The organism is Lysinibacillus parviboronicapiens (genome assembly GCF_003049605.2).
GTDB classification, from domain to species: Bacteria; Bacillota; Bacilli; order Bacillales_A; family Planococcaceae; genus Lysinibacillus; species Lysinibacillus parviboronicapiens.
In genome coordinates this window covers 2603086-2621763 of record NZ_CP073713.1, presented here as the reverse complement: position 1 = coordinate 2621763, position 18678 = coordinate 2603086, and the positions used below count along the sequence as shown (strand labels likewise).

General features: G+C 35.7%; 18 protein-coding genes and 2 pseudogenes. 19 read left to right on the top strand and 1 reads right to left on the bottom strand.

Annotation, left to right across the window (positions count from 1 at the left end; all coding sequences use genetic code 11):
- Positions 1-61 precede the first annotated feature (61 nt).
- The 5 genes and pseudogenes from C9J31_RS12505 to C9J31_RS12485 all read left to right on the top strand — a co-directional run.
- Positions 62-808, top strand: a complete 747-nt coding sequence (locus C9J31_RS12505; protein WP_107950740.1) for an amidohydrolase family protein — start codon at positions 62-64, stop codon at positions 806-808.
- Positions 809-1020: 212 nt separating this feature from the next.
- The gene (locus C9J31_RS12500) at positions 1021-1866 is read left to right on the top strand and encodes an MBL fold metallo-hydrolase (protein WP_107950739.1); all 846 of its coding nucleotides are present in this window, start codon (positions 1021-1023) and stop codon (positions 1864-1866) included.
- A gap of 425 nt (positions 1867-2291) precedes the next feature.
- The gene (locus C9J31_RS12495) at positions 2292-2843 is read left to right on the top strand and encodes a GNAT family N-acetyltransferase (RefSeq protein ID WP_107950738.1); all 552 of its coding nucleotides are present in this window, start codon (positions 2292-2294) and stop codon (positions 2841-2843) included.
- Positions 2844-3203: 360 nt separating this feature from the next.
- Positions 3204-3710, top strand: a complete 507-nt coding sequence (locus C9J31_RS12490; protein WP_107950737.1) for a DinB family protein — start codon at positions 3204-3206, stop codon at positions 3708-3710.
- Between the two features lie 203 nt (positions 3711-3913).
- A pseudogene (locus C9J31_RS12485) lies at positions 3914-4201 on the top strand (glycosyl transferase family 2); the annotation flags it as partial.
- 142 nt (positions 4202-4343) lie between these two features.
- Here the strand turns inward: C9J31_RS12485 and C9J31_RS12480 are convergent.
- Positions 4344-5105, bottom strand: a complete 762-nt coding sequence (locus C9J31_RS12480) for an N-acetyltransferase (protein ID WP_107950736.1) — start codon at positions 5103-5105, stop codon at positions 4344-4346.
- A 226-nt stretch (positions 5106-5331) separates the two neighbouring features.
- Here C9J31_RS12480 and C9J31_RS12475 point away from each other — a divergent pair, with 226 nt between their 5' ends.
- The 14 genes and pseudogenes from C9J31_RS12475 to C9J31_RS12410 all read left to right on the top strand — a co-directional run bounded on the left by C9J31_RS12475 (position 5332) and on the right by C9J31_RS12410 (position 18657).
- Positions 5332-5892: a cysteine hydrolase family protein gene (locus C9J31_RS12475; protein WP_107950735.1), complete on the top strand. Its 561-nt coding sequence runs from the start codon at positions 5332-5334 to the stop codon at positions 5890-5892.
- 194 nt (positions 5893-6086) lie between these two features.
- Positions 6087-6308, top strand: coding sequence for a transmembrane Fragile-X-F protein (locus tag C9J31_RS12470; RefSeq protein ID WP_107950734.1), 222 nt, complete (start codon positions 6087-6089; stop codon positions 6306-6308).
- Between the two features lie 131 nt (positions 6309-6439).
- The gene (locus C9J31_RS12465) at positions 6440-7174 is read left to right on the top strand and encodes a metallophosphoesterase family protein (protein WP_107950811.1); all 735 of its coding nucleotides are present in this window, start codon (positions 6440-6442) and stop codon (positions 7172-7174) included.
- Between the two features lie 250 nt (positions 7175-7424).
- Complete coding sequence (fabZ, locus tag C9J31_RS12460; protein WP_107950733.1) at positions 7425-7850, top strand: 3-hydroxyacyl-ACP dehydratase FabZ; 426 nt, start codon at positions 7425-7427, stop codon at positions 7848-7850.
- A 221-nt stretch (positions 7851-8071) separates the two neighbouring features.
- Entirely contained in the window at positions 8072-8833 is a 762-nt protein-coding gene (locus tag C9J31_RS12455) for a GNAT family N-acetyltransferase (protein ID WP_107950732.1), read from the top strand.
- Positions 8834-8928: 95 nt separating this feature from the next.
- Positions 8929-9312: pseudogene (locus C9J31_RS12450) on the top strand (VOC family protein).
- Positions 9313-9681: 369 nt separating this feature from the next.
- Entirely contained in the window at positions 9682-10422 is a 741-nt protein-coding gene (locus tag C9J31_RS12445) for a peptidoglycan recognition protein family protein (protein ID WP_107950731.1), read from the top strand.
- A gap of 377 nt (positions 10423-10799) precedes the next feature.
- Complete coding sequence (locus C9J31_RS12440; protein ID WP_107950730.1) at positions 10800-12293, top strand: lmo1851 family serine protease; 1494 nt, start codon at positions 10800-10802, stop codon at positions 12291-12293.
- A 90-nt stretch (positions 12294-12383) separates the two neighbouring features.
- Positions 12384-13289: a CobW family GTP-binding protein gene (locus tag C9J31_RS12435; RefSeq protein WP_107950729.1), complete on the top strand. Its 906-nt coding sequence runs from the start codon at positions 12384-12386 to the stop codon at positions 13287-13289.
- 204 nt (positions 13290-13493) lie between these two features.
- The gene (locus tag C9J31_RS12430) at positions 13494-14045 is read left to right on the top strand and encodes a hypothetical protein (protein ID WP_107950728.1); all 552 of its coding nucleotides are present in this window, start codon (positions 13494-13496) and stop codon (positions 14043-14045) included.
- Between the two features lie 204 nt (positions 14046-14249).
- A complete protein-coding gene (locus C9J31_RS12425) occupies positions 14250-14927 on the top strand; it encodes a CAP domain-containing protein (protein WP_107950727.1) in 678 nt (225 codons plus the stop codon).
- 201 nt (positions 14928-15128) lie between these two features.
- The gene (locus C9J31_RS12420) at positions 15129-16562 is read left to right on the top strand and encodes a spore germination protein (RefSeq protein ID WP_107950726.1); all 1434 of its coding nucleotides are present in this window, start codon (positions 15129-15131) and stop codon (positions 16560-16562) included.
- The gene (locus C9J31_RS12415) at positions 16559-17599 is read left to right on the top strand and encodes a GerAB/ArcD/ProY family transporter (RefSeq protein WP_107950725.1); all 1041 of its coding nucleotides are present in this window, start codon (positions 16559-16561) and stop codon (positions 17597-17599) included. The genes C9J31_RS12420 and C9J31_RS12415 overlap by 4 nt, the downstream gene beginning before the upstream one ends.
- Complete coding sequence (locus C9J31_RS12410; protein WP_107950724.1) at positions 17578-18657, top strand: Ger(x)C family spore germination protein; 1080 nt, start codon at positions 17578-17580, stop codon at positions 18655-18657. Before C9J31_RS12415 ends, C9J31_RS12410 begins: the two co-directional genes overlap by 22 nt.
- Positions 18658-18678: the final 21 nt, after the last annotated feature.

The following is an 18678-nucleotide window of genomic DNA, read 5'->3' as shown; positions in this document are numbered from 1 at the left end:
CATCTGTATTTACTTTTTACGACTCAGACTATAATCTTTATTTAAGAATGGGGGAATCTTAATGAAAATTTTTGACACGCATTTACATATTATTAATCCAAAGTTTCCATTGTATGAAAATCAGGGCTATTTGCCGGATGCTTTTACTTGTGAAGATTATTTACATGCGGTCTCTGATTTAAATGTAGTAGGTGGGGCTATAGTTTCTGGTTCTTTTCAACAGTTTGACCAATGCTATTTAATAGATGCACTACAAAATCTTGGTGAAAATTTTTTCGGGGTAACGCAGTTACCTTATGATACGAAAGATGATGAAATTATCAAACTGAATAAACTGGGAGTAAAAGCTCTTCGTTTTAATGTAAATCGCGGAGGTTCAGAGGATATATCACGTCTGGACTATTTTGCAAGAAGAGTTCATGAATTAGTTAATTGGCACACTGAGCTCTACATTAATGGGACCGATTTACCCGCTATCATAAAAGTAGTAGAAAAACTACCGGCAGTTTCAATTGATCATCTTGGTTTATCAAAAGCTGGACTTCCAAACTTATTTAATTTAGTGGACAAAGGTGTTAGGGTAAAAGCGACGGGCTTTGGACGAATTGATTTTAACGCTGATGAAGCTATTAGGGCAATCTATGCTATTAACCCTGATGCCTTAATGTTTGGAACAGATTTACCGTCGACAAGAGCGAAAAGACCCTTCCAATATTCTGATATAGAACGAATAAAAAGTTGTTTGGGAGAAGAAGCAGCTCAAAAGGTTCTTTATAAAAATGCGCTTGATTGGTATTCGAATTCCTAAGTTACTGGACAATAGGTGCGCATCAATCTACTTGGTCAAACCCAATTCAGAATGATGTATATTAATATGGGCTCAAGAATCGTTTTAAAATTTGCACCATTAAATAAACGCTAGAAAGATGGTGTCTAACCATTTTTTTCTAGCTTTATTTTTGCTACGAAAAGGAAAACTAGCATTGACTTCATAAATTTCAGGAGGAAGAAGGTTTTTCAATGGACAAGGATATGAACTATGGTCGTGATTTTAAATATATTCCAGCTACTTCAATCGGTAGCGGTGATGGCATTGAAGTGCTCCCGGATTTGTACCAACATACTATTCAAATAGTGAATATTGTACTGTATGGTACCCCAAATACTAGCGAATTTGTGTTAGTTGATGCAGGGATGCCAAAAAGTGCTCGTGAAATAATCGCAGTCGTAGAAAAACGATTTGGAGCTAGTGGTCGCCCTAGCGCGATAATATTAACGCATGGTCATTTTGATCATATTGGGGCAATTATTGAGTTAATTGAATATTGGAAAGTCCCTGTTTACGCACATCCTTTAGAATTACCTTATTTAACAGGCAGAAAAAACTATCCAGAGCCAGATTCAATTGTAAATGGCGGATTAATAGCGAAAATCTCACCATTCTTCCCCAATGAAGCTATTAATTTAGGCAGCAACATCAAAGCACTTCCTCCGGATGGCCATGTTCCGCATATGCCTGGTTTCCGATGGATTCATACTCCTGGGCATACACTTGGACATATATCTTTGTTTAGAGACGAGGATCGGGCTTTAATTGTTGGAGATGCTTTTGTGACTGTCAAACAGGAGTCCCTTTATAAAGTATTGACACAGAAAAAGGAAATCAGTGGGCCACCACGGTATTTTACGACTGATTGGTTGGCTGCATGGGATTCCGTTAAAAAATTACAAGCACTTAAACCCACAGTAGCCATAACTGGCCATGGATTACCGATGACTGGAGAAGAACTCACAACTAACTTACAGAAATTGTCGAATAATTTCGAACAGATTGCTCTCCCTAACCATAGTAAATATATGAATTAACGTTTTAACAAAATAAATCCCTAGCAATTTACGTGGGACACCTTGATAATCACTCTGGATAATTTATACAAAATGTCGAACTAGCCAATCATTATTTACCAACAGAAATAACTGTTCATTAAAACTTGCATCAGTAAGTAAAAAATATAAAAAGGGCCACAGTTGTGGCCCAAAGTAACAATTCAGGAGGTGTAAGGCTAAATTAGCTTTACACTACTATTATTATGATATAAAAGCTGTTCTGTCTAGTTGATGGTCTCTACTTAAGTTTTAAAAATAAAATACAGCATTAACCTTTTTCGTGCAATTATTCCTTTGAACTTGAGAAATACATGTAAGTGCTGTGAATTTTAGATAAGTTTCTTATAGATATGTTACTATAACAGGTATCTATAGTTAATTTAATGCAATAGAGGGGGATGAATTTGAATACATTTACCGAGTTTCCAACATTGTCTACGCAACGTTTTATCTTACGAAAAGCCACAACAAAGGATGCTAGTGACCTTCTTGAGCTTTATTCAAATGAAGAAGTAGTGAAATATTTGCCGTTTACGCCATTTCAATCTGAAGAGGATGCTATAAATGAATTGAATTGGTATGATAAAATTTTCAAGGAACAGACAGGTTTAAGATGGGTAATCGAAGAACTTGATTCTAAGAAAGTAATTGGAACATGTGGGTTTTTAAATTTTGAAAAAGCTCATAATCGTATTGAAATCGGCTATGATTTAACGCCAAAATATTGGGGAAAGGGTGTTATGAAAGAGGCATTAACTTGTATTATCCATTTTGCTTTTAAGACGATGAACATAAATAAAATTGAAGCGAAAGTTGAACCACAAAACATATCATCTATTAAATTATTAGAAAAATTAGATTTTTATAAAGAAGGTGTATTAAGACAACATGAATTTGAGAAAGGACAATATGTTGATCTTGCTATGTTTTCTCAATTGAAAAGTGAATATCAATAAATATTAATAGTATAATTTTAAAAAATTTCCAGTTATCCTATTATTGATATTACATTGAAACTCATGAAACCTCGCAATACAAGCATTGATTTTACTAATTATTAAGTATCAGAAGAATAAACAATTTCTTGTCCATGACCAAGCTGTTTAGTTTGGCTGCACTAATTGAATATACACAGGACTTGTTTTTATGATTAGAACTCATATTAACAAGTCTTTTTTTACATAAATAAAGAAGGATTAAAAATCCTGAAGAAGTTGAGGAAAGGAAATCCAGAAAAAGGATATAAACTTTGTTGCGCCGAATAGAGTAGTTGAGTATAAATTTTTTCAATTTTTAACAACAGGGGGAATAAACTGATGGTAAATAACCGAGCAGAGAAAATGTACGATTACCATGTTTGGGCTAACCAACAATTGATTCAACACTTAAAGCAACTACCTGATAAGGTCTACACGGCGCATATAGAAAGCGTTTTCTCGTCGATTTCAGAAGTGCTAATTCACCTTTATGCAACTGACATTGTGTGGTTGGAGACGATGAAAGGGAATAGCTTTCATGACACGGTTAGAGAGGTAGAACGTCGAAAATCTGAATTAACAGCAGTCTCGATAGATAAACTTGAAATGCGTTATGACGAGCTTTCACAAGAATTTCAGCACTTTTTTACGGAGCAAAAGGATTTAGAACAAATCCTTATTACGGAACATCCACATTATGGACGTATGGAGTTCATACTTGCAGACCTTGTACACCATATTGTCAATCATGGAACCTATCATCGAGGGAATGTGACAGCGATGCTTCGTCAACAAGGTGAAGTAGGTGTACCAACAGACTATGTATTCTTCCTTATACGGAAATGAGGGGAAAATTAGTACAATGTTTCTCAACGAACGAAATTGGATATCTGTCAGAGCTAGTAAAGGTTGAATTTGAACGAATGCCAAGTCATTTTGGATATAATCGACAGTTAACCTGACAGGCTGCCGCTTGTAGCCGAGCGGTAGTGACTCAAAGCTGAGCGATACTCCGGCCCAACCGAGCGATAGTTGCTCAAAGCCGTTTTATATCTGTAGGTATCTTTTGGTGTTACAAAAAAGACTTTCAGGCCATACAAGGCTTTTATGAAAATATGTTATTGGCTGAAGATGCTGGTTTTGCTAAACGATTAAAAGAATGGGGAAAGAAAAAATGTAAAAATATGGCACAATCAAAAATGGGATGGTCATGTCGTGCAGAAGATTCGATAAACATGGGGATTGGGTATTACTTAAACGACCAAATTTTAGCCTACCTGAAAGGGAATGACCGAAAATCAGCAGATGAAGCTTATTATGAAGATCAAGGTAGATAATATCAATTAGGCGTAATATACAAATAATAGCGATAAGTAACTAATCGTTTCAGGCATTTGTCATAAAATTCACTAGTTCTATTAATGAGACCAGGTAGTCACTTAAATTGAGCCTGATCTCATTCATACCATTGAAGAAACTTCATTGCGCTAATTGTAGTGTTGACAATAATTTATCAAATTTAGCTGGACTCATCATTTCGTGTGTAATAAATTTACCGTTATAAAACAATCCAAACGTTGTCCACAGCGTCGGTGCATTTTGCGCTTGTTCTTTTGTTGTAATCTTATGGGTCTTGAAAGGGACTTTATGCAATTCTGCTACTTTTTTTAGCTCGTCTAAAATACCAATGGCAAAGGGGCATTGGGCTGTATAATAAATAACAATACCGTCTGCCATATCAGGATTCTTCATGTGCTTTTTAAATGAAGGTTCAGCTGCTGTATCATTCCACTTTAAGGACATTAATTGAAAATATGGTTCAGCTTGCTCTACTACCTTAAATCCTAGATGCTCAAAGAAACGATAATCACTTAAGTACGGTAGTTTTTTCTTCCCAGTAATGTGTACAATTCCATCCATGCCACGAGATAGAGCATCATTTTTACAATAATCTAATAATTGTTTTGCATGGCCATTATTTTTATACTTACCAGAAACCCATAAGCAATTGATATACATATAATTAGGTGCTTGGATAGGAACCCATGCTAGTTCAGCTGGTAAATATTCAATAAATACTTTTGCGCGCTCATTCAAACGGTAGAACACTAACCCCTCATCCATTCGATCCATCAACCATTGTTTCTTCTCGGCAACAGCCTCCTCATATTGTTTGGTCCCTAGAGCACAACAAATATGTTCACGTTCCATATTGTTTTTTGTGATTTGTATGTATGACATTTTCTAATCACACCTTTCACATCCATCGTAACAGAATTCCTAGTAAAACTCCTGCTAATTTCTAACTTAAGGAGCTATAGAGAGAGTATGTCCTCAAAAGTAGTTACTTGTATTTTTTACTTGTATTAGCTAATTTTTTACATTCCATGGTAAAATAAATTTAAATAATAAAGAAGTGATTTTTCAAATAATAATAAAAAATAAAAGCGTAGAGGAGATAGATATATTGAAACAAGCATTATTAGTAATCGATGCACAACAACAACTGATGGATGGCCATCAAGAAGAACCGGAAGTGTTTCAGAAAAAAAGATTAATTGACAATATAAATAGCGTGATCGATCAAGCGTTAGAAGCACGTGCAGCTGTCATTTTTGTTAGAGATAAGGATGTAGCAAATGGACAAGGCGCTGGTTTTCAAGTTCACAATGATATCAATATTCCAACTGCTACTGCAATTTTCATAGATAAAAAGGCCACTAATTCTTTTTACAAAACAGATTTGCTACAAATTTTAAAAGATAAACAAGTTACTCATATAGTTATCATGGGCTGTAAGACAGAACACTGTATCGATACAGCCGTTAGAGCAGCTACGATTTACGGTTTTGATGTAACTCTTATAGGGGATGGACATTCGACGACAGATTCTAAGATTTTGTCTGCCGAAAAAATAATCGCTCACCATAATGAAGTGCTACATGGACATTACAACGTAGACAATTTTTCGGTTGTTAGAAATGCGCAAGAACATGTATTTGAACCGAATCATCATCAATATCGTTAGTCCCTATTAAGTGGGGTTTAATGGAATAAGATTCTCCTATTTTATTGTGCGATAAACGATGGAAATTGGCATTAGCAATTATATGGAACAGCTTAATGGGCATGCTTCTGGAGAAACCAGATACATGTCTTTTTACTTGCAAATTACTTCAGGCCAAAAGAATTTTCATTATAATTTAACGTGGAGGTGGGATTGTGGGGATTGCAGAAGTATTAACGTTAATATTTATTATCTTAAAGTTAACAGAGGTAATAGCTTGGTCATGGTGGTACGTATTATTGCCTTCAATTATCTCCTTTAGTTTCTATGTTTTGTTTTTTGTAATAAAGCTAGTGATGGTGTTCGTTGCAGTGATCGCAGTTAGAAAACGTAAGATATTAGTAGATAGAGATGCCTACATGGCTGAAGAAATGTAAAGGAAAGGGTACTGATAAAGCACTGTTGTCTACATATAATTTTAATCAGAGATTTTTACTATAAGAATAGCTTTCCTATGCATCAGAATCGGAGTAGTTAAAGTACAAATAACAGAGAGGGTGTAGATATGATGAACAAACGATATGCCGTTATTTCCGATGTTCATGGCAATAACTTTGCATTAGAAGCCGTTCTATCAGATATTTCGAAACGAAAAATAAACCGTATTTTTAATTTGGGTGACAGTTTATATGGACCATTAAATCCTTCTATAACCGCTGACATATTAATGGATCACAACATTACACATATTCAAGGAAATTGTGATCGCATGTTATATGAGCGTACAGGTAACCCTTCATCAGCTATTTTAAGTGTGAAAAATAAATTATCGACAGCACATATAAATTGGTTGTCTCTGCTCCCTAAAACTTTAATCGTTGATGACCTTTTATTGTGTCATGGCACACCTGACTCTGATGAAATCTATCTTTTAGAGGACATGTCGATAGAAGGTGGCATTCTTAAGGACAGCGCTAGCATAATGGGCACTCTACAAAACAATGTACAGAACGTAATTGTCTGTGGACATAGTCACATTCCTAGAGTGGTATATTTACCAAATGATAAATTGGTAGTCAATCCTGGCAGCGTAGGTTTACCGGCATATCTAGATGAGTTACCTATCCCTCATAAAATGGTATCTGGTTCACCTCACGCAAAATACACTATTTTAGAGAAAATGGACAATGAATGGCTGGTAGAACAAATTTCTGTACCGTATGATTGGACAAGTGCAGCGAATCTTGCATTGCAAAATAATAGACAAGATTGGTTTAGGGCATTAACAAGCGGCATGTTATAAAACCACGTTTGACATCGTTCACAATTGGTGTAAAACTCAATTTTCCAAGCGATAAGCTTGTAAATCGTCTGCTTTTGTTAACATTTGCCCAAGATGATGGATTAAATGATAATGGAGTCACGTTTTAGAGCGTGGCTTTTTATTGTATAAAATTTTCTCATTTGGAATGACGTAATAAGAAAATATAAAATTAGTACCAACTAATGATATCAAGTGATAAAATACAATGGAAAGTTAAAGGAGGTTTACTATGTTAGATACTCAAAACATGAAAGATGTTATATTGCATCGCTATCCGTTTCTGTTAGTTGATAGAATTTTAGAATTAGAAGTAGGAAAGAGAGCTATTGGTATTAAAAATGTCACGATGAATGAAGAATTTTTCCAAGGTCATTTTCCTAATTATCCAATTATGCCAGGCGTGTTGATTGTAGAAGCATTGGCGCAAGTAAGTGCGATTATCATGTCAACAAAAGAAGGAAATCAAGGAAGGTTAGGTTTACTCGCAGGTATTGATAATTGCCGTTTTAAAAAACAAGTAATACCAGGGGACCAGTTGCGACTTGAAGTGGAGCTAACACGATTGAAAGGACCTATTGGAAAAGGCAAAGGGATTGCCACTGTAGATGGAGAACTAGTATGTGAGACAGAACTGATATTTGCATTTGGAAATTAATCTCCACGTATATTAAGGAAGGATCAGCAGTGCTAAATTAGCCTACTGATCCTTTTTGTATACAGATAATTTAACCTAGACTTTCATGCACATTTATTTTTTTGCAAGCTAAATCAATAGTAGATAGTAGTTCCTATCTTGTTTTACAACTGCTTAAATATTAAAATACAAAAAAAGGTATAACTAAGTACTTGTATAGAAGAAAGGGGAGGTGATATTGCATGGGTGATGTTCAAATGGTAGAGATGACTAATGAAATGCTTGAGGGCTTAGGAAGTTATTGTTTAAGAAGTAAAAAGAAATCAGCAGGCTATATTCAAAAAAATAGGTGGCTAAACGATAGATTCGAGGAAGGATTAAAATATTTCCAATTGCTAGAAAATCAAAAACAAGTAGGATTTATTGAATATACCGATGAGGAATTTTCTTCTAGGGTTGTACATGCAGATGGATATTTGGTCATCCATTGTTTGTGGGTAAGTGAAGTTGGTAAAGGGTATGGGACTCAATTAATTAATAAATGTCTAGAAGATGCAAGAAAGCTAGTAAAAAAAGGTGTTGTAGTTATTACTAATTCAACAACATCTTGGGTACCCAGTAAGGATATCTTTTTAAATAATCAGTTCGAAGTGGTTGATACGGCTCCATATGATTTTGAATTACTTGCTTATAAGTTTGATAATGGAACAGAGAACCCTTATTTCCCTCATGATTGGCAGGACAGGACTAAAAAATACTCTAACTTAACGATTCTTCGTTCTTTTCAATGCCCATATGTGGATGTCGCAACAGAAAATATAGTAGCAGGTGCATATAAATTGGGTATTGATATTGACATCATTGACATTAAAAATAGACAAGAACTAATGGCATTATCACCGACGCCATACGGTATCTTTTCGGTTATTTTTAAGGGACAACTCATTAGCTTTCACAGATTGACCGTTCATTCGGTCGTTAAAAAGATAAAAGAACTAATTTAATTACTTTGCGAGAAAAGTGAAAATAAATAATGGCACCTATGTTTACTAATATTAAAAAGAATGATAAATCATGTTAGTTAAGACGGAGGGTTCGTATGCAATCACCTGTATTGACAGGAATGGAAGGTGTATTTATACCAATTAAAGATCCACAAGTATTAGCAACGTGGTATGAAGAACAGCTTGGCTTTACACTCCTTAATATTGAAGCAGAGGCTGCGGTTATGAAGATCGCAGATGTATCCCAAACAGTAGTTTGTCTTGTGCGAAGCAAGGAACAACAGGTAATGAAATTTCCAAAGAATAACTTCGGGGTAGATAAATAGTATAACTTTCGCTCGCACAATATTGAAGAAACTTACAGGCATCTAGTTGAAAAAAATGTCAAGGTGACCGCTATTGACGGGGATGGAACCACTAAATATTTTACTTTTTATGATCCAGATGGAATTCATTTAGGTGTTTGTCAATTAGTATAAGTTTTGCTAAAGCTAGATGCTCGAAAGACGTTCTAGCAGTAGTATTACTAGAATTTCGTATGTAGAGCACTGAACAATCGGAAAAGCAATGGTTTAAATTCGGCCCATTTTTTAGATGTCGATAGTGTCCGTTGTTTTTTCTTTAAGAGTCATGCTTATAAAAACACAGCATCAGTTATTAGTGATGCATAGTATAGTAATAGCAACATTTAAGTTAGTTGGAAATACTTACGGCAAGTGACGAGATTGTTAGCGGTAAGTGAAATAGAATTGCTCGTTACAAGGCCGATTACAGTTTATTGTAATCGGTTTTATAATGAGCAATTCTACTATAGTGCATGACTTTATGACTAGAGAGGAGGAGCAAATATGGTAACGATTCGGCAAAAATTAGTGTCAGCTACTCAGGCAGCTAAAATAACGAACGGTAAAAACAATGCCAAAAAATATATTGTTGTACATGAAACTGATAATACCAGTGTAGGGGCTGATGCAGATGCCCACGCAAGACTTCAAGCAAATGGAAACAGTCGAGATGCCAGTTGGCATTGGCAAGTGGATGATAAGGAAGCGGTACAATCATTTGAGCATTATTGGGAATGCTGGGGGGCTGGAACATATATAGGTAATAATCAAGGAATTCAGATTGAAATTTGTGTGAATAGCGATGGCAATTTCAATCAGGCTGTGGAAAATGCAGCGAGTCTTATCGCAAAAATAATGAAAGATGAGAACATCTCAATCCACAACATTGTCCAGCATAATTATTTTAGTGGAAAAAACTGCCCAAGAAATATTCGAGCTGGAAAAATTTCGTGGTCCAATTTTTTGAAAATGATTACAAATGCCAGTACACAACCGCCAGAGAATCCCCCAGGTGATACGTTAAAATACCGCATTTTAACTGGCACATACAGTACACGGAAAGCTGCAGAAAGCGTCTTGGATGTAATGAAAAAACGCTTTGGTTGGGTAGCTTATATTGAGCAGGATGGTGCTAAATACCGAGTGAAAACAGGTACGTTTACAGGAATGCACGCTGCACAGAATGCAGAAATTAAAATAAAAACTACGAAATTGGCGCAAGTTACGTATATTGTTTCTGCATAATGATCACTCTTGGAAAATATTATTTGACTGCTTTAAAGAATTGAGTACAATAGTAAAGCAGTATCATTTTACTCTAAACTTAACAGTGGTGAGAGGGACCCTGTAGATTTTTAAGGGGTACTTCTTTCGTTGGCGAATTAAAATACGATAACTTTTGCAACATTTCTTAAGGAAGAACAGTCTATTAATAGGTCCTTTACTTTTTAGACAGCGTGTGAAAGGTTATTTATTTTATGAACCCGAATTTACGAAGATAGTTTGAAAGGGGGGCTGTCATGAAATTTTGGCAGTCTTTTTCTTTTCGTCTACCCTATAACCTGTTAAGATGGTAATAGTGTGACAACAAGTTAGTGTATATGAGAGTGGTGACAATCAAGATGGATGAACAGAAAAAAGATGGTTTAGAACAGCAGGAACAAACACCGCAAGTAGAAGTAAAACCAGCGGGACAATTTATTCAGATGAAGCCGTTTAAATTTATTATGCTGATGTTCTTTACAATCTTAATTACCGCAGGCTTAACGATTTTTGCGTTAACTTTCGGTGAAAAGAAAGTAGTGGAAGTAAAGGTTCCGATAGAGCGTGCGGAATTTACAAAACTATATGAAGCATTTGATATGCTAAAAAGCAAATATTACAAAGATATCGATGATGAAAAAGTGGTCGATGGTGCAATCAATGGCATGTTCGACGCGTTAGACGATCCGTATTCTGATTTTATGGTAAAAGATGAGGCTGAAAAATTCAACACAGGCCTTTCATCAAGTTTTCAAGGAATTGGAGCGGAAATTCAAGAACGTAACGGCTTTATAACGGTTGTGTCACCAATTAAAAATTCACCTGCTGAAAAGGCTGGACTATTACCGAAAGATATCATTTTAACGGTCGATGGGAAAAGCATTCAAGGATTTAGCGCTTCTGAGGCTGTAGCACTAATCCGAGGTGAAAAAGGAACTCCCGTGAAAATAACTGTAAAACGCGGTGAAAATGCAGAACCAATCCAAATGACGATTGTGCGTGATGATATTCCTGTTGAAACTGTTTACGGTGAAATGCTTGATGGGGATATTGCTCATATTCAAATAACTTCATTTAGTGAACAAACTGCAGATGAATTAGAAAAAATACTTGCTGAGTACGAAGGGAAAGGCATGAAAGGTATTGTGCTTGACTTACGACAAAACCCAGGTGGCTACTTAGATGCTGCGCTTGAAATTTCCAATTTATTCGTGGCAGAAGGAAAACCGATTGTTCAAGTGCAGGAAAAAGATGAGGAACCAGCTATTAAAAATGCCATCGGTGGCAAAAAATACAATTTACCAGTGACTGTTCTTGTTGACAGTGGTAGTGCATCGGCCTCTGAAATTTTAGCTGCAGCGTTAAGTGAATCAGTTGGAGCAAAAATTGTTGGAGAAACATCTTTCGGTAAAGGTACAGTGCAAAATGTTACACCATTAAAAGATGGCTCTAATTTAAAATTCACAACAGGCAAATGGTTAACACCAAATGGCAACTGGATTAATGAAAAAGGAATTGAACCAGATGTCAAAGTACCATACCCATCGTATGCATCACTACCATTTTTGGATGCTTCGTTTGAAATGAAAGAGGGCTTACAATCAGATTCTGTGAAAGTAGCAGAGGAAATGTTAGAAATTCTCGGCTATGATCCAGGGAAAGTTGATGGCGTATTTGATCAATATACAGAACGTGCGGTCAAGAAACTACAAGCTGCAAGCAAGCTTGAAGAAACAGGTATCTTAACTGGTGAAACAACATATGCATTAATGGATGCATTACGTACAAAAATGAAATCAGATGATCCACAACTGTTAAAAGCAAAAGAACTGCTTACTGCTGCAAAAGAGTAAACGAAAGAATTAACAAACTAACACAGTAGCTGTCGCAGAAGTCGTCTCGTACGGCCTATGTGACAGCTTTTTTTATAGGAGGTCTCAATTGTGAAAGACGTATACTTATTTAGTGGATTTTTAGGTAGCGGTAAAACATCAATGCTGACAGATGTTATTCGTCAATTAAAAGAAAAGGGCTTAAAACCTGCTGTCATTATGAATGAACTTGGCAAGTTACCATTCGACTCACAAGCTGTTGAGGATGATGTACCGCTTAAAGAAATGCTAGATGGCTGTATTTGTTGTTCTGGTGCTGAAAAAACAGAGGCCCAAATTCAATCTCTTCTATTAGATAGTGAGTTTGATGTGCTTATAATTGAAACAACTGGAGCGGCACATCCCGTAGAAGCATTAGATGCGGTCTATTCACCATTATTTGCAGAGCAGTTGAATGTGAAAGGCATTGTCACTGTTGCTGACTCGAAGTTATGGCTCGATCGGGAGACATTAACACCACAAATCCGTTCATTATTTATGGAACAAATCCGTCATGCTCATTTATTGCTTGCAAATAAAATAGACTTACTTACCGAAACACAGCAAGCACAGGTAATATATGAGTTACAAGGCTTTAATCCGCACGCTTTTATTTTACAAACAACTCATGGGCGTGTGCCATTCCAGTTACTAGAAAGTTTGACAGCAACATCACAGGTGGATAAACGCGATATTGTGAGTGCACCAATTTCATCTATCCATTTAGGCTCACGTTTAGTAGAGTTTACGGAATGTGCTTTTACACAGCAACAATTTGAAGAGTGGGTACGTCAATTGCCTGATTCCGTGTACCGTATGAAAGGCTACGTACCAGTAGAAGGGATAAAAAATCCAATGTTATTCCAATATGCCTATGGGATGGTGCAATGGCTTCCAGAATACGTTAAAATGCCGGCAAAACTTGTGATTATTGGAGAAAATGTCGGAGCTGTAAATGTAATTGGCCTAGATTATTAAATTAAGTTGTCAATATTAATTAAATTTCAGGTCCTATTTCGCCTTTATTGTTGTAAGGGATTAATAACATGTTTTGCCTAAGGAGGCGTCTTAGTTTTTTCTGAGACACCTCTTTTTTAGGCGAATCTAAAGGACAGACTTGGCACTTAAAGTGAACAAATGCAATGAAGTGACTAATTTTGCATGATAGGAGGGGGGGAGTAATTGAAGAAAGCATGCTACATATCATTATTCCTGATGCTTATATTGATGGGGCTATTAGGCTATCGTTATTACTGGGATGCAGCAATCGAACAAGATATATTGGCTGCAAATGGTTATAGAACAACGATTGGTGAAGAGTATAGAACTGTGAATTTTTTTGTAAAACCTGAGTGGGTCAAGATTCGCTCTAAAAAGCCTCAGAGTATGCATGACGTGGTCACAAGTATCGGCAACTCCAACATCGTTTTATCAGAAGTAAGGCTGCGAGAAGAGGTTCAAGATATTTATTTCACCTTTACCCTCGACAATAAACTACCTAGATTGAAAGGCTATTTCTTGACGCAAAATTTAGGGAATGCATCAAATGATATAAAAATGCCGGTACTTGAACTTCGTGGTGACCATGAACAGGTTATCGAACTTGGCCAATTTGCACAAGGGCCAGCACAATCTTTTAGTTTTGGTATAAATTTAGAAGAAATAGAGGCACTTAACAACGGATTTTCTGTAGAGCTACGTATATATTATGGCGTTCAATATGAAAAATATTAGCAAATAATTCGCTAGTTTTTGAGGTATGTCAACCCTCTTTAAAACGTAAGTATTTCATAGATTGGCGAAACTTGCTAAAATATATTTAAAAAAAACTCCTGTTTAACTGGAATCTACTCTTTTGTTGGCGAAGCTAGCAGATGTTGGTAAGAATTTTTATAGATTCATCCTTTACGATAGGTTGCAGAGAGGAGAGATTGCAAAATGAAAAAAACACTCACTGCAATTTGTGTCACATTTCTATTAGCAGCTCCAATTCAGTTGGCTTCTGCTGCATCCAATACTACAGAGGGGAATACAGTCAAACAAACAACAAACTGTACAACTTATTACTATAAATGGTCAAGTAACAATTGGCAGGTGAAAAAACCGGCACAGGCTACAACACCATCAAAACCAACACAAACAACTACTAATAATACACAAACTAATACACAAACAACACAGAAAAATAACACAACAACGGCACCATCTACTACAACACCGACAACAACAACGTCTGATGTCAATGCATTTGAACAAGAGGTAGTAAAATTAACGAATGCAGAACGTACTAAAGCTGGTTTATCCGCACTACAAACGGATACAAAATTAATGGCTGCAGCTCGTGAGAAATCACAAGATATGCAATCAAAAAACTATTTTTCACATACAAGCCCAACATTCGGTTCACCATTTGATCGCATGAAAGCATTAGGTATTACCTATAAAGGAGCAGGTGAAAACATCGCCAAAGGTCAACGTACACCACAAGAAGTTGTACAAGCTTGGATGGATTCACCAGGTCACCGTGCTAATATTTTAAATGCTAAATTTACTCATATTGGTGTAGGTTATGTGAAATCAGGTAACTATTGGACGCAACAATTTATTCAAAAATAATGATTAATAACTGCTTAGAAGTAACTTAATTTCATAAATTCACTAGTAATTGGATGTCCAATAAGTCTTGGTGGCTTATCTGGGCGTCTTTTTATGTTGACATAGATGAATTTTCGATATCTGAAATCATATTTGAGTTAGTACATATAACGTTTGAAAAAAGCCGTTTTTGCCTATACTTCCACGTATAGGAGGCGTTTTATGGATAAAGTGGAATTAATGATGAAAAGTATGCAAAAAGCCTTTTATCATTCATCTGATTTTACAATAAGACAGATAGATTGGCGAAATAGATCTTCTGCGATTTTATGCTTTTATGCCTCGCTAGTAGATGCGAAAGAAGTGCAAAAAATTCTTGATACTATTTATGCACGTTTAGATACCGACAAACCCTTTTGGAGTGAAACCTTAGTATCAACGATTGAACATTTCTCACTGCCACAAGCAGTTGAACGTATTTGTAAAGGAGAAACACTGATTGTCTTGCCTGATACAGGTGAAATGCTGTCTCTTACTATATTGAATAAGGTAAATCGAAATCCAGACGAACCAAACAATGAACATATTCTACGAGGATCACATGAAGGGTTGATTGAAAACCTTGATACAAATTTAGCTTTGTTACGGAAACGAATTAATAATCCTGCGCTCGTGGTGAAATCTTTCCGTCTCGGGAAAGAGACAAATACAAGGGCTTATTATTTATATATGGATGGAGTTATAAAACCAGAGACTTTACAGGAGTTAGAAAAACGCCTTCATGCCATTAATATTGACTATTTTTATAGTATTGGCCAATTAAACGATGTGCTAGAAGATTCGGTATTGTCGCCTTTTCCTCAAGTACTAAATACGGAGCGGCCAGATCGCGTGGTAGCCAATTTAGTAGAAGGTAAAGTTGTTGTTATGACCGATACTACGCCGACAGCTTTAATAGCACCTGTGACGTTTTTCTCCTATTACCAATCACCAGATGATTATAACGCGCGTGTATTAGTAGGTTCCTTTTACCGAATGGTCCGCTTACTGTCCTTTATTTCAGCAGTTTTTTTGCCTGCTTTTTATATTGCTGTAATTAGCTTTCACTTTGAGATATTGCCATTAGAATTGAGCAATCAAGTCAAAGGGGACGTCAATCAAATTCCGTATCGGCCCTTAATAGAAGCACTTATCTTAGAAATTATTATGGAATTAATTCGAGAGTCAAGTATTCGCCTACCGCAATCTGTCGGACAAACAATAGGAATTGTTGGGGGACTAGTCATTGGGGATGCAATTGTTAGTGCGGGACTAGTTTCAAATTTAATGGTCATTGTTGTTGCTTTAACCGCAATTTCTAGCTATGTTGTTCCTTCTATGGAGTTAAATACAACGATTCGCTTACTTCGTTTTCCATTTATGGTGTTAGCCTCTTTATTTGGTTTTTTTGGCATTGTTATTGGTGTCGTTATTTTATTAATCCACCTGATTAATTTGAGTTCATTAAAGCAGCCTTATTTTGCACCGATTATTCCTTTTCAGCCAAAAGAAGCGTATAAAGTATTTATACGTAGTCCCTATATTAAACCTACTGTTCAAGTAACATCGTTTAGTCCTCCAAAGGATGATCGAGTAAAGAATGGTGATACACCTTGAATTTTTCGCTTTCTAAAGCACAATTCTTTTTACTATTGTTTATTATTGAGACAGGTATTGTTTATATTTCTTTTCAAACACCACTGATTAGCGTAAGTCGAAATTTAGCTTGGGTATTATTTATCATTGCGGGCGTTATACATTATTTATTAATCATTTTTTATGAACGATATTATGCATATTTTTATTTAAATACATTTTTTCAATGGGTTTATAAAATTTATTGGTTTAGTATATCTGTAGTATTTATTGCGTATATGGAATACGTACTAGCATCGTGGGTTTTACCCCAAACACCTGAATGGGTAGTTGTTTTGATGATAGTTCTACTCTCCTTATATGCAAACTTAAGTCGACCTGAAACTGTTATTAATATAGGTGTTATGCTCTTGCCTATAATTTTTCTTTTTATAGTGTTCTTGATGCTAGCTGTGCCAGATCTTAAATGGGCGAATCTTTTGCCACTTGAATTTGATCATCCGCTACAAATTATCAAAGGGCTTAATCATAGCATTTATGCGTTTTTGGGCGTAGAAATGTACCTTATCTATCGACCTTTTTTACAACGAGAATTGATTTTAAAAGGGAAGCCATTATTTTTTTACCAACAGATTATTTTTGTTTTTTATATGTTATCGGTTCTTTTTACGCAACTGTTTTTCACGATTGACGAGGTAAAATTAGTGCCAGAGCCAATCATTTATATTTTAAAATCGCAAGAAGTAACTTTTGTCAAACGACTGGATATTTTTTTCGTTTATATTTGGTTATCATGGTCCATCGTGACAATCATGATTTTTGGTTTATCATTTAGGGTGGTGCATTTTGTGAAAGAAAGAAAGCGCCCTAAATTGAACATCCTTATATATCATATCTTACTAGCCATTTTCCCGCTTTTCTTTATTCACTTTAATCGAATCGAAGTTATTAAAAATTCTTTGCATTACCTTTTTTTAATCTTCACCTTTTTTTTACCGACTGTTATTATTTTTTGGAATAAATGGAGGGGGAAAAAGTGTATCGAAAAGGAATCCTAGTACTTGTAGTTGTTCTCCTTGCTGGCTGCTGGGATGAACGATTATATAAAAATTCTTCAGTTGTCACACTAGTTGGCGTAAATGGCACTATTGGCGATTATACGGGCTATTATGCATACCCAAAAACAACAGCAAATCAAAATGAAATCATGATTATTGAATCCACTGGTCTATCACCACGGGATGTACGTAACAAAACAAATTTGAAAATAGAACAGACGCTTGATTTATCAGAATTGTCGGCAATCTTAGTTTCAAATGATACAGTTAAAGCTCCACTTTATGATATATTGGATATTTATTTTCGTGATCCTCAAAATCCAATTACCATCAAGATTGCTATTACGGAAGGTGAAGTTAAACCATATATGGAGATTACAAAGAATCTAGCGGATAGTGCAGGCGGCTATTATCAACGATTTATTGAGAGCTCAGAGGAAAATACAATCTATCCAAAACTCGATTTGCAGACAGTAGGCTCGATGTTGTTTGATAATGCCATCGATATCGCTTTACCTTATATAAAGATGAATGAGGAAGAAAATAGAGCAGAAGCGGCGGGGGTTGCACTTTTTTCAGGGCAAACATTTACTGGCAAAGTATTAGACCCAAAACAGTCATTGATTATGTTGCTATTAATGAAACAAGCCAGTAAACAGGCACGGCTAACCTATATGTTTCATTTAGATGGCAACGAAATACCTGTAACTTCTGAAGTCATCCATGTGAAACGAAAATGGACAGTTAACGAACAATTAAAAACAATAAAGATGGATTATACGATTGAAATTGAAGTCGATGAATTTTCCCATGATAAACTTTATAAAGATTATATTTTGGAGGATGTCCAAACCATGATACAAAATAAAGTACAAGCTGATTTTGAAGAAGTCCTAAAGATATTACAGGAACAAAAGTCGGATACTTTAGGTATTGGGCGACATATTCGCTCCTATCATCCAAAAATGTTTAAGGAAGACTGGCACGAGCAATTTGCCACACTTTCTTTAGAACCGAAAGTCAAAGTGAAGGTAATTCGTACAGGTGTTTTACGTTAAAAAAGGAGACGCCATCGCATC

Bases quoted from the DNA above. Each gene is read 5' to 3' on its own strand.
- C9J31_RS12445 (WP_107950731.1), top strand. From the start codon at position 9,682: ATGGTAACGATTCGGCAAAAATTAGTGTCAGCTACTCAGGCAGCTAAA.
- C9J31_RS12440 (WP_107950730.1), top strand. From the start codon at position 10,800: ATGGATGAACAGAAAAAAGATGGTTTAGAACAGCAGGAACAAACACCG.
- C9J31_RS12455 (WP_107950732.1), top strand. From the start codon at position 8,072: ATGGGTGATGTTCAAATGGTAGAGATGACTAATGAAATGCTTGAGGGC.
- C9J31_RS12480 (WP_107950736.1), bottom strand. From the start codon at position 5,105: ATGTCATACATACAAATCACAAAAAACAATATGGAACGTGAACATATT.
- C9J31_RS12505 (WP_107950740.1), top strand. From the start codon at position 62: ATGAAAATTTTTGACACGCATTTACATATTATTAATCCAAAGTTTCCA.
- C9J31_RS12465 (WP_107950811.1), top strand. From the start codon at position 6,440: ATGAACAAACGATATGCCGTTATTTCCGATGTTCATGGCAATAACTTT.
- C9J31_RS12425 (WP_107950727.1), top strand. From the start codon at position 14,250: ATGAAAAAAACACTCACTGCAATTTGTGTCACATTTCTATTAGCAGCT.
- C9J31_RS12420 (WP_107950726.1), top strand. From the start codon at position 15,129: ATGGATAAAGTGGAATTAATGATGAAAAGTATGCAAAAAGCCTTTTAT.
- fabZ (WP_107950733.1), top strand. From the start codon at position 7,425: ATGTTAGATACTCAAAACATGAAAGATGTTATATTGCATCGCTATCCG.
- C9J31_RS12500 (WP_107950739.1), top strand. From the start codon at position 1,021: ATGGACAAGGATATGAACTATGGTCGTGATTTTAAATATATTCCAGCT.
- C9J31_RS12490 (WP_107950737.1), top strand. From the start codon at position 3,204: ATGGTAAATAACCGAGCAGAGAAAATGTACGATTACCATGTTTGGGCT.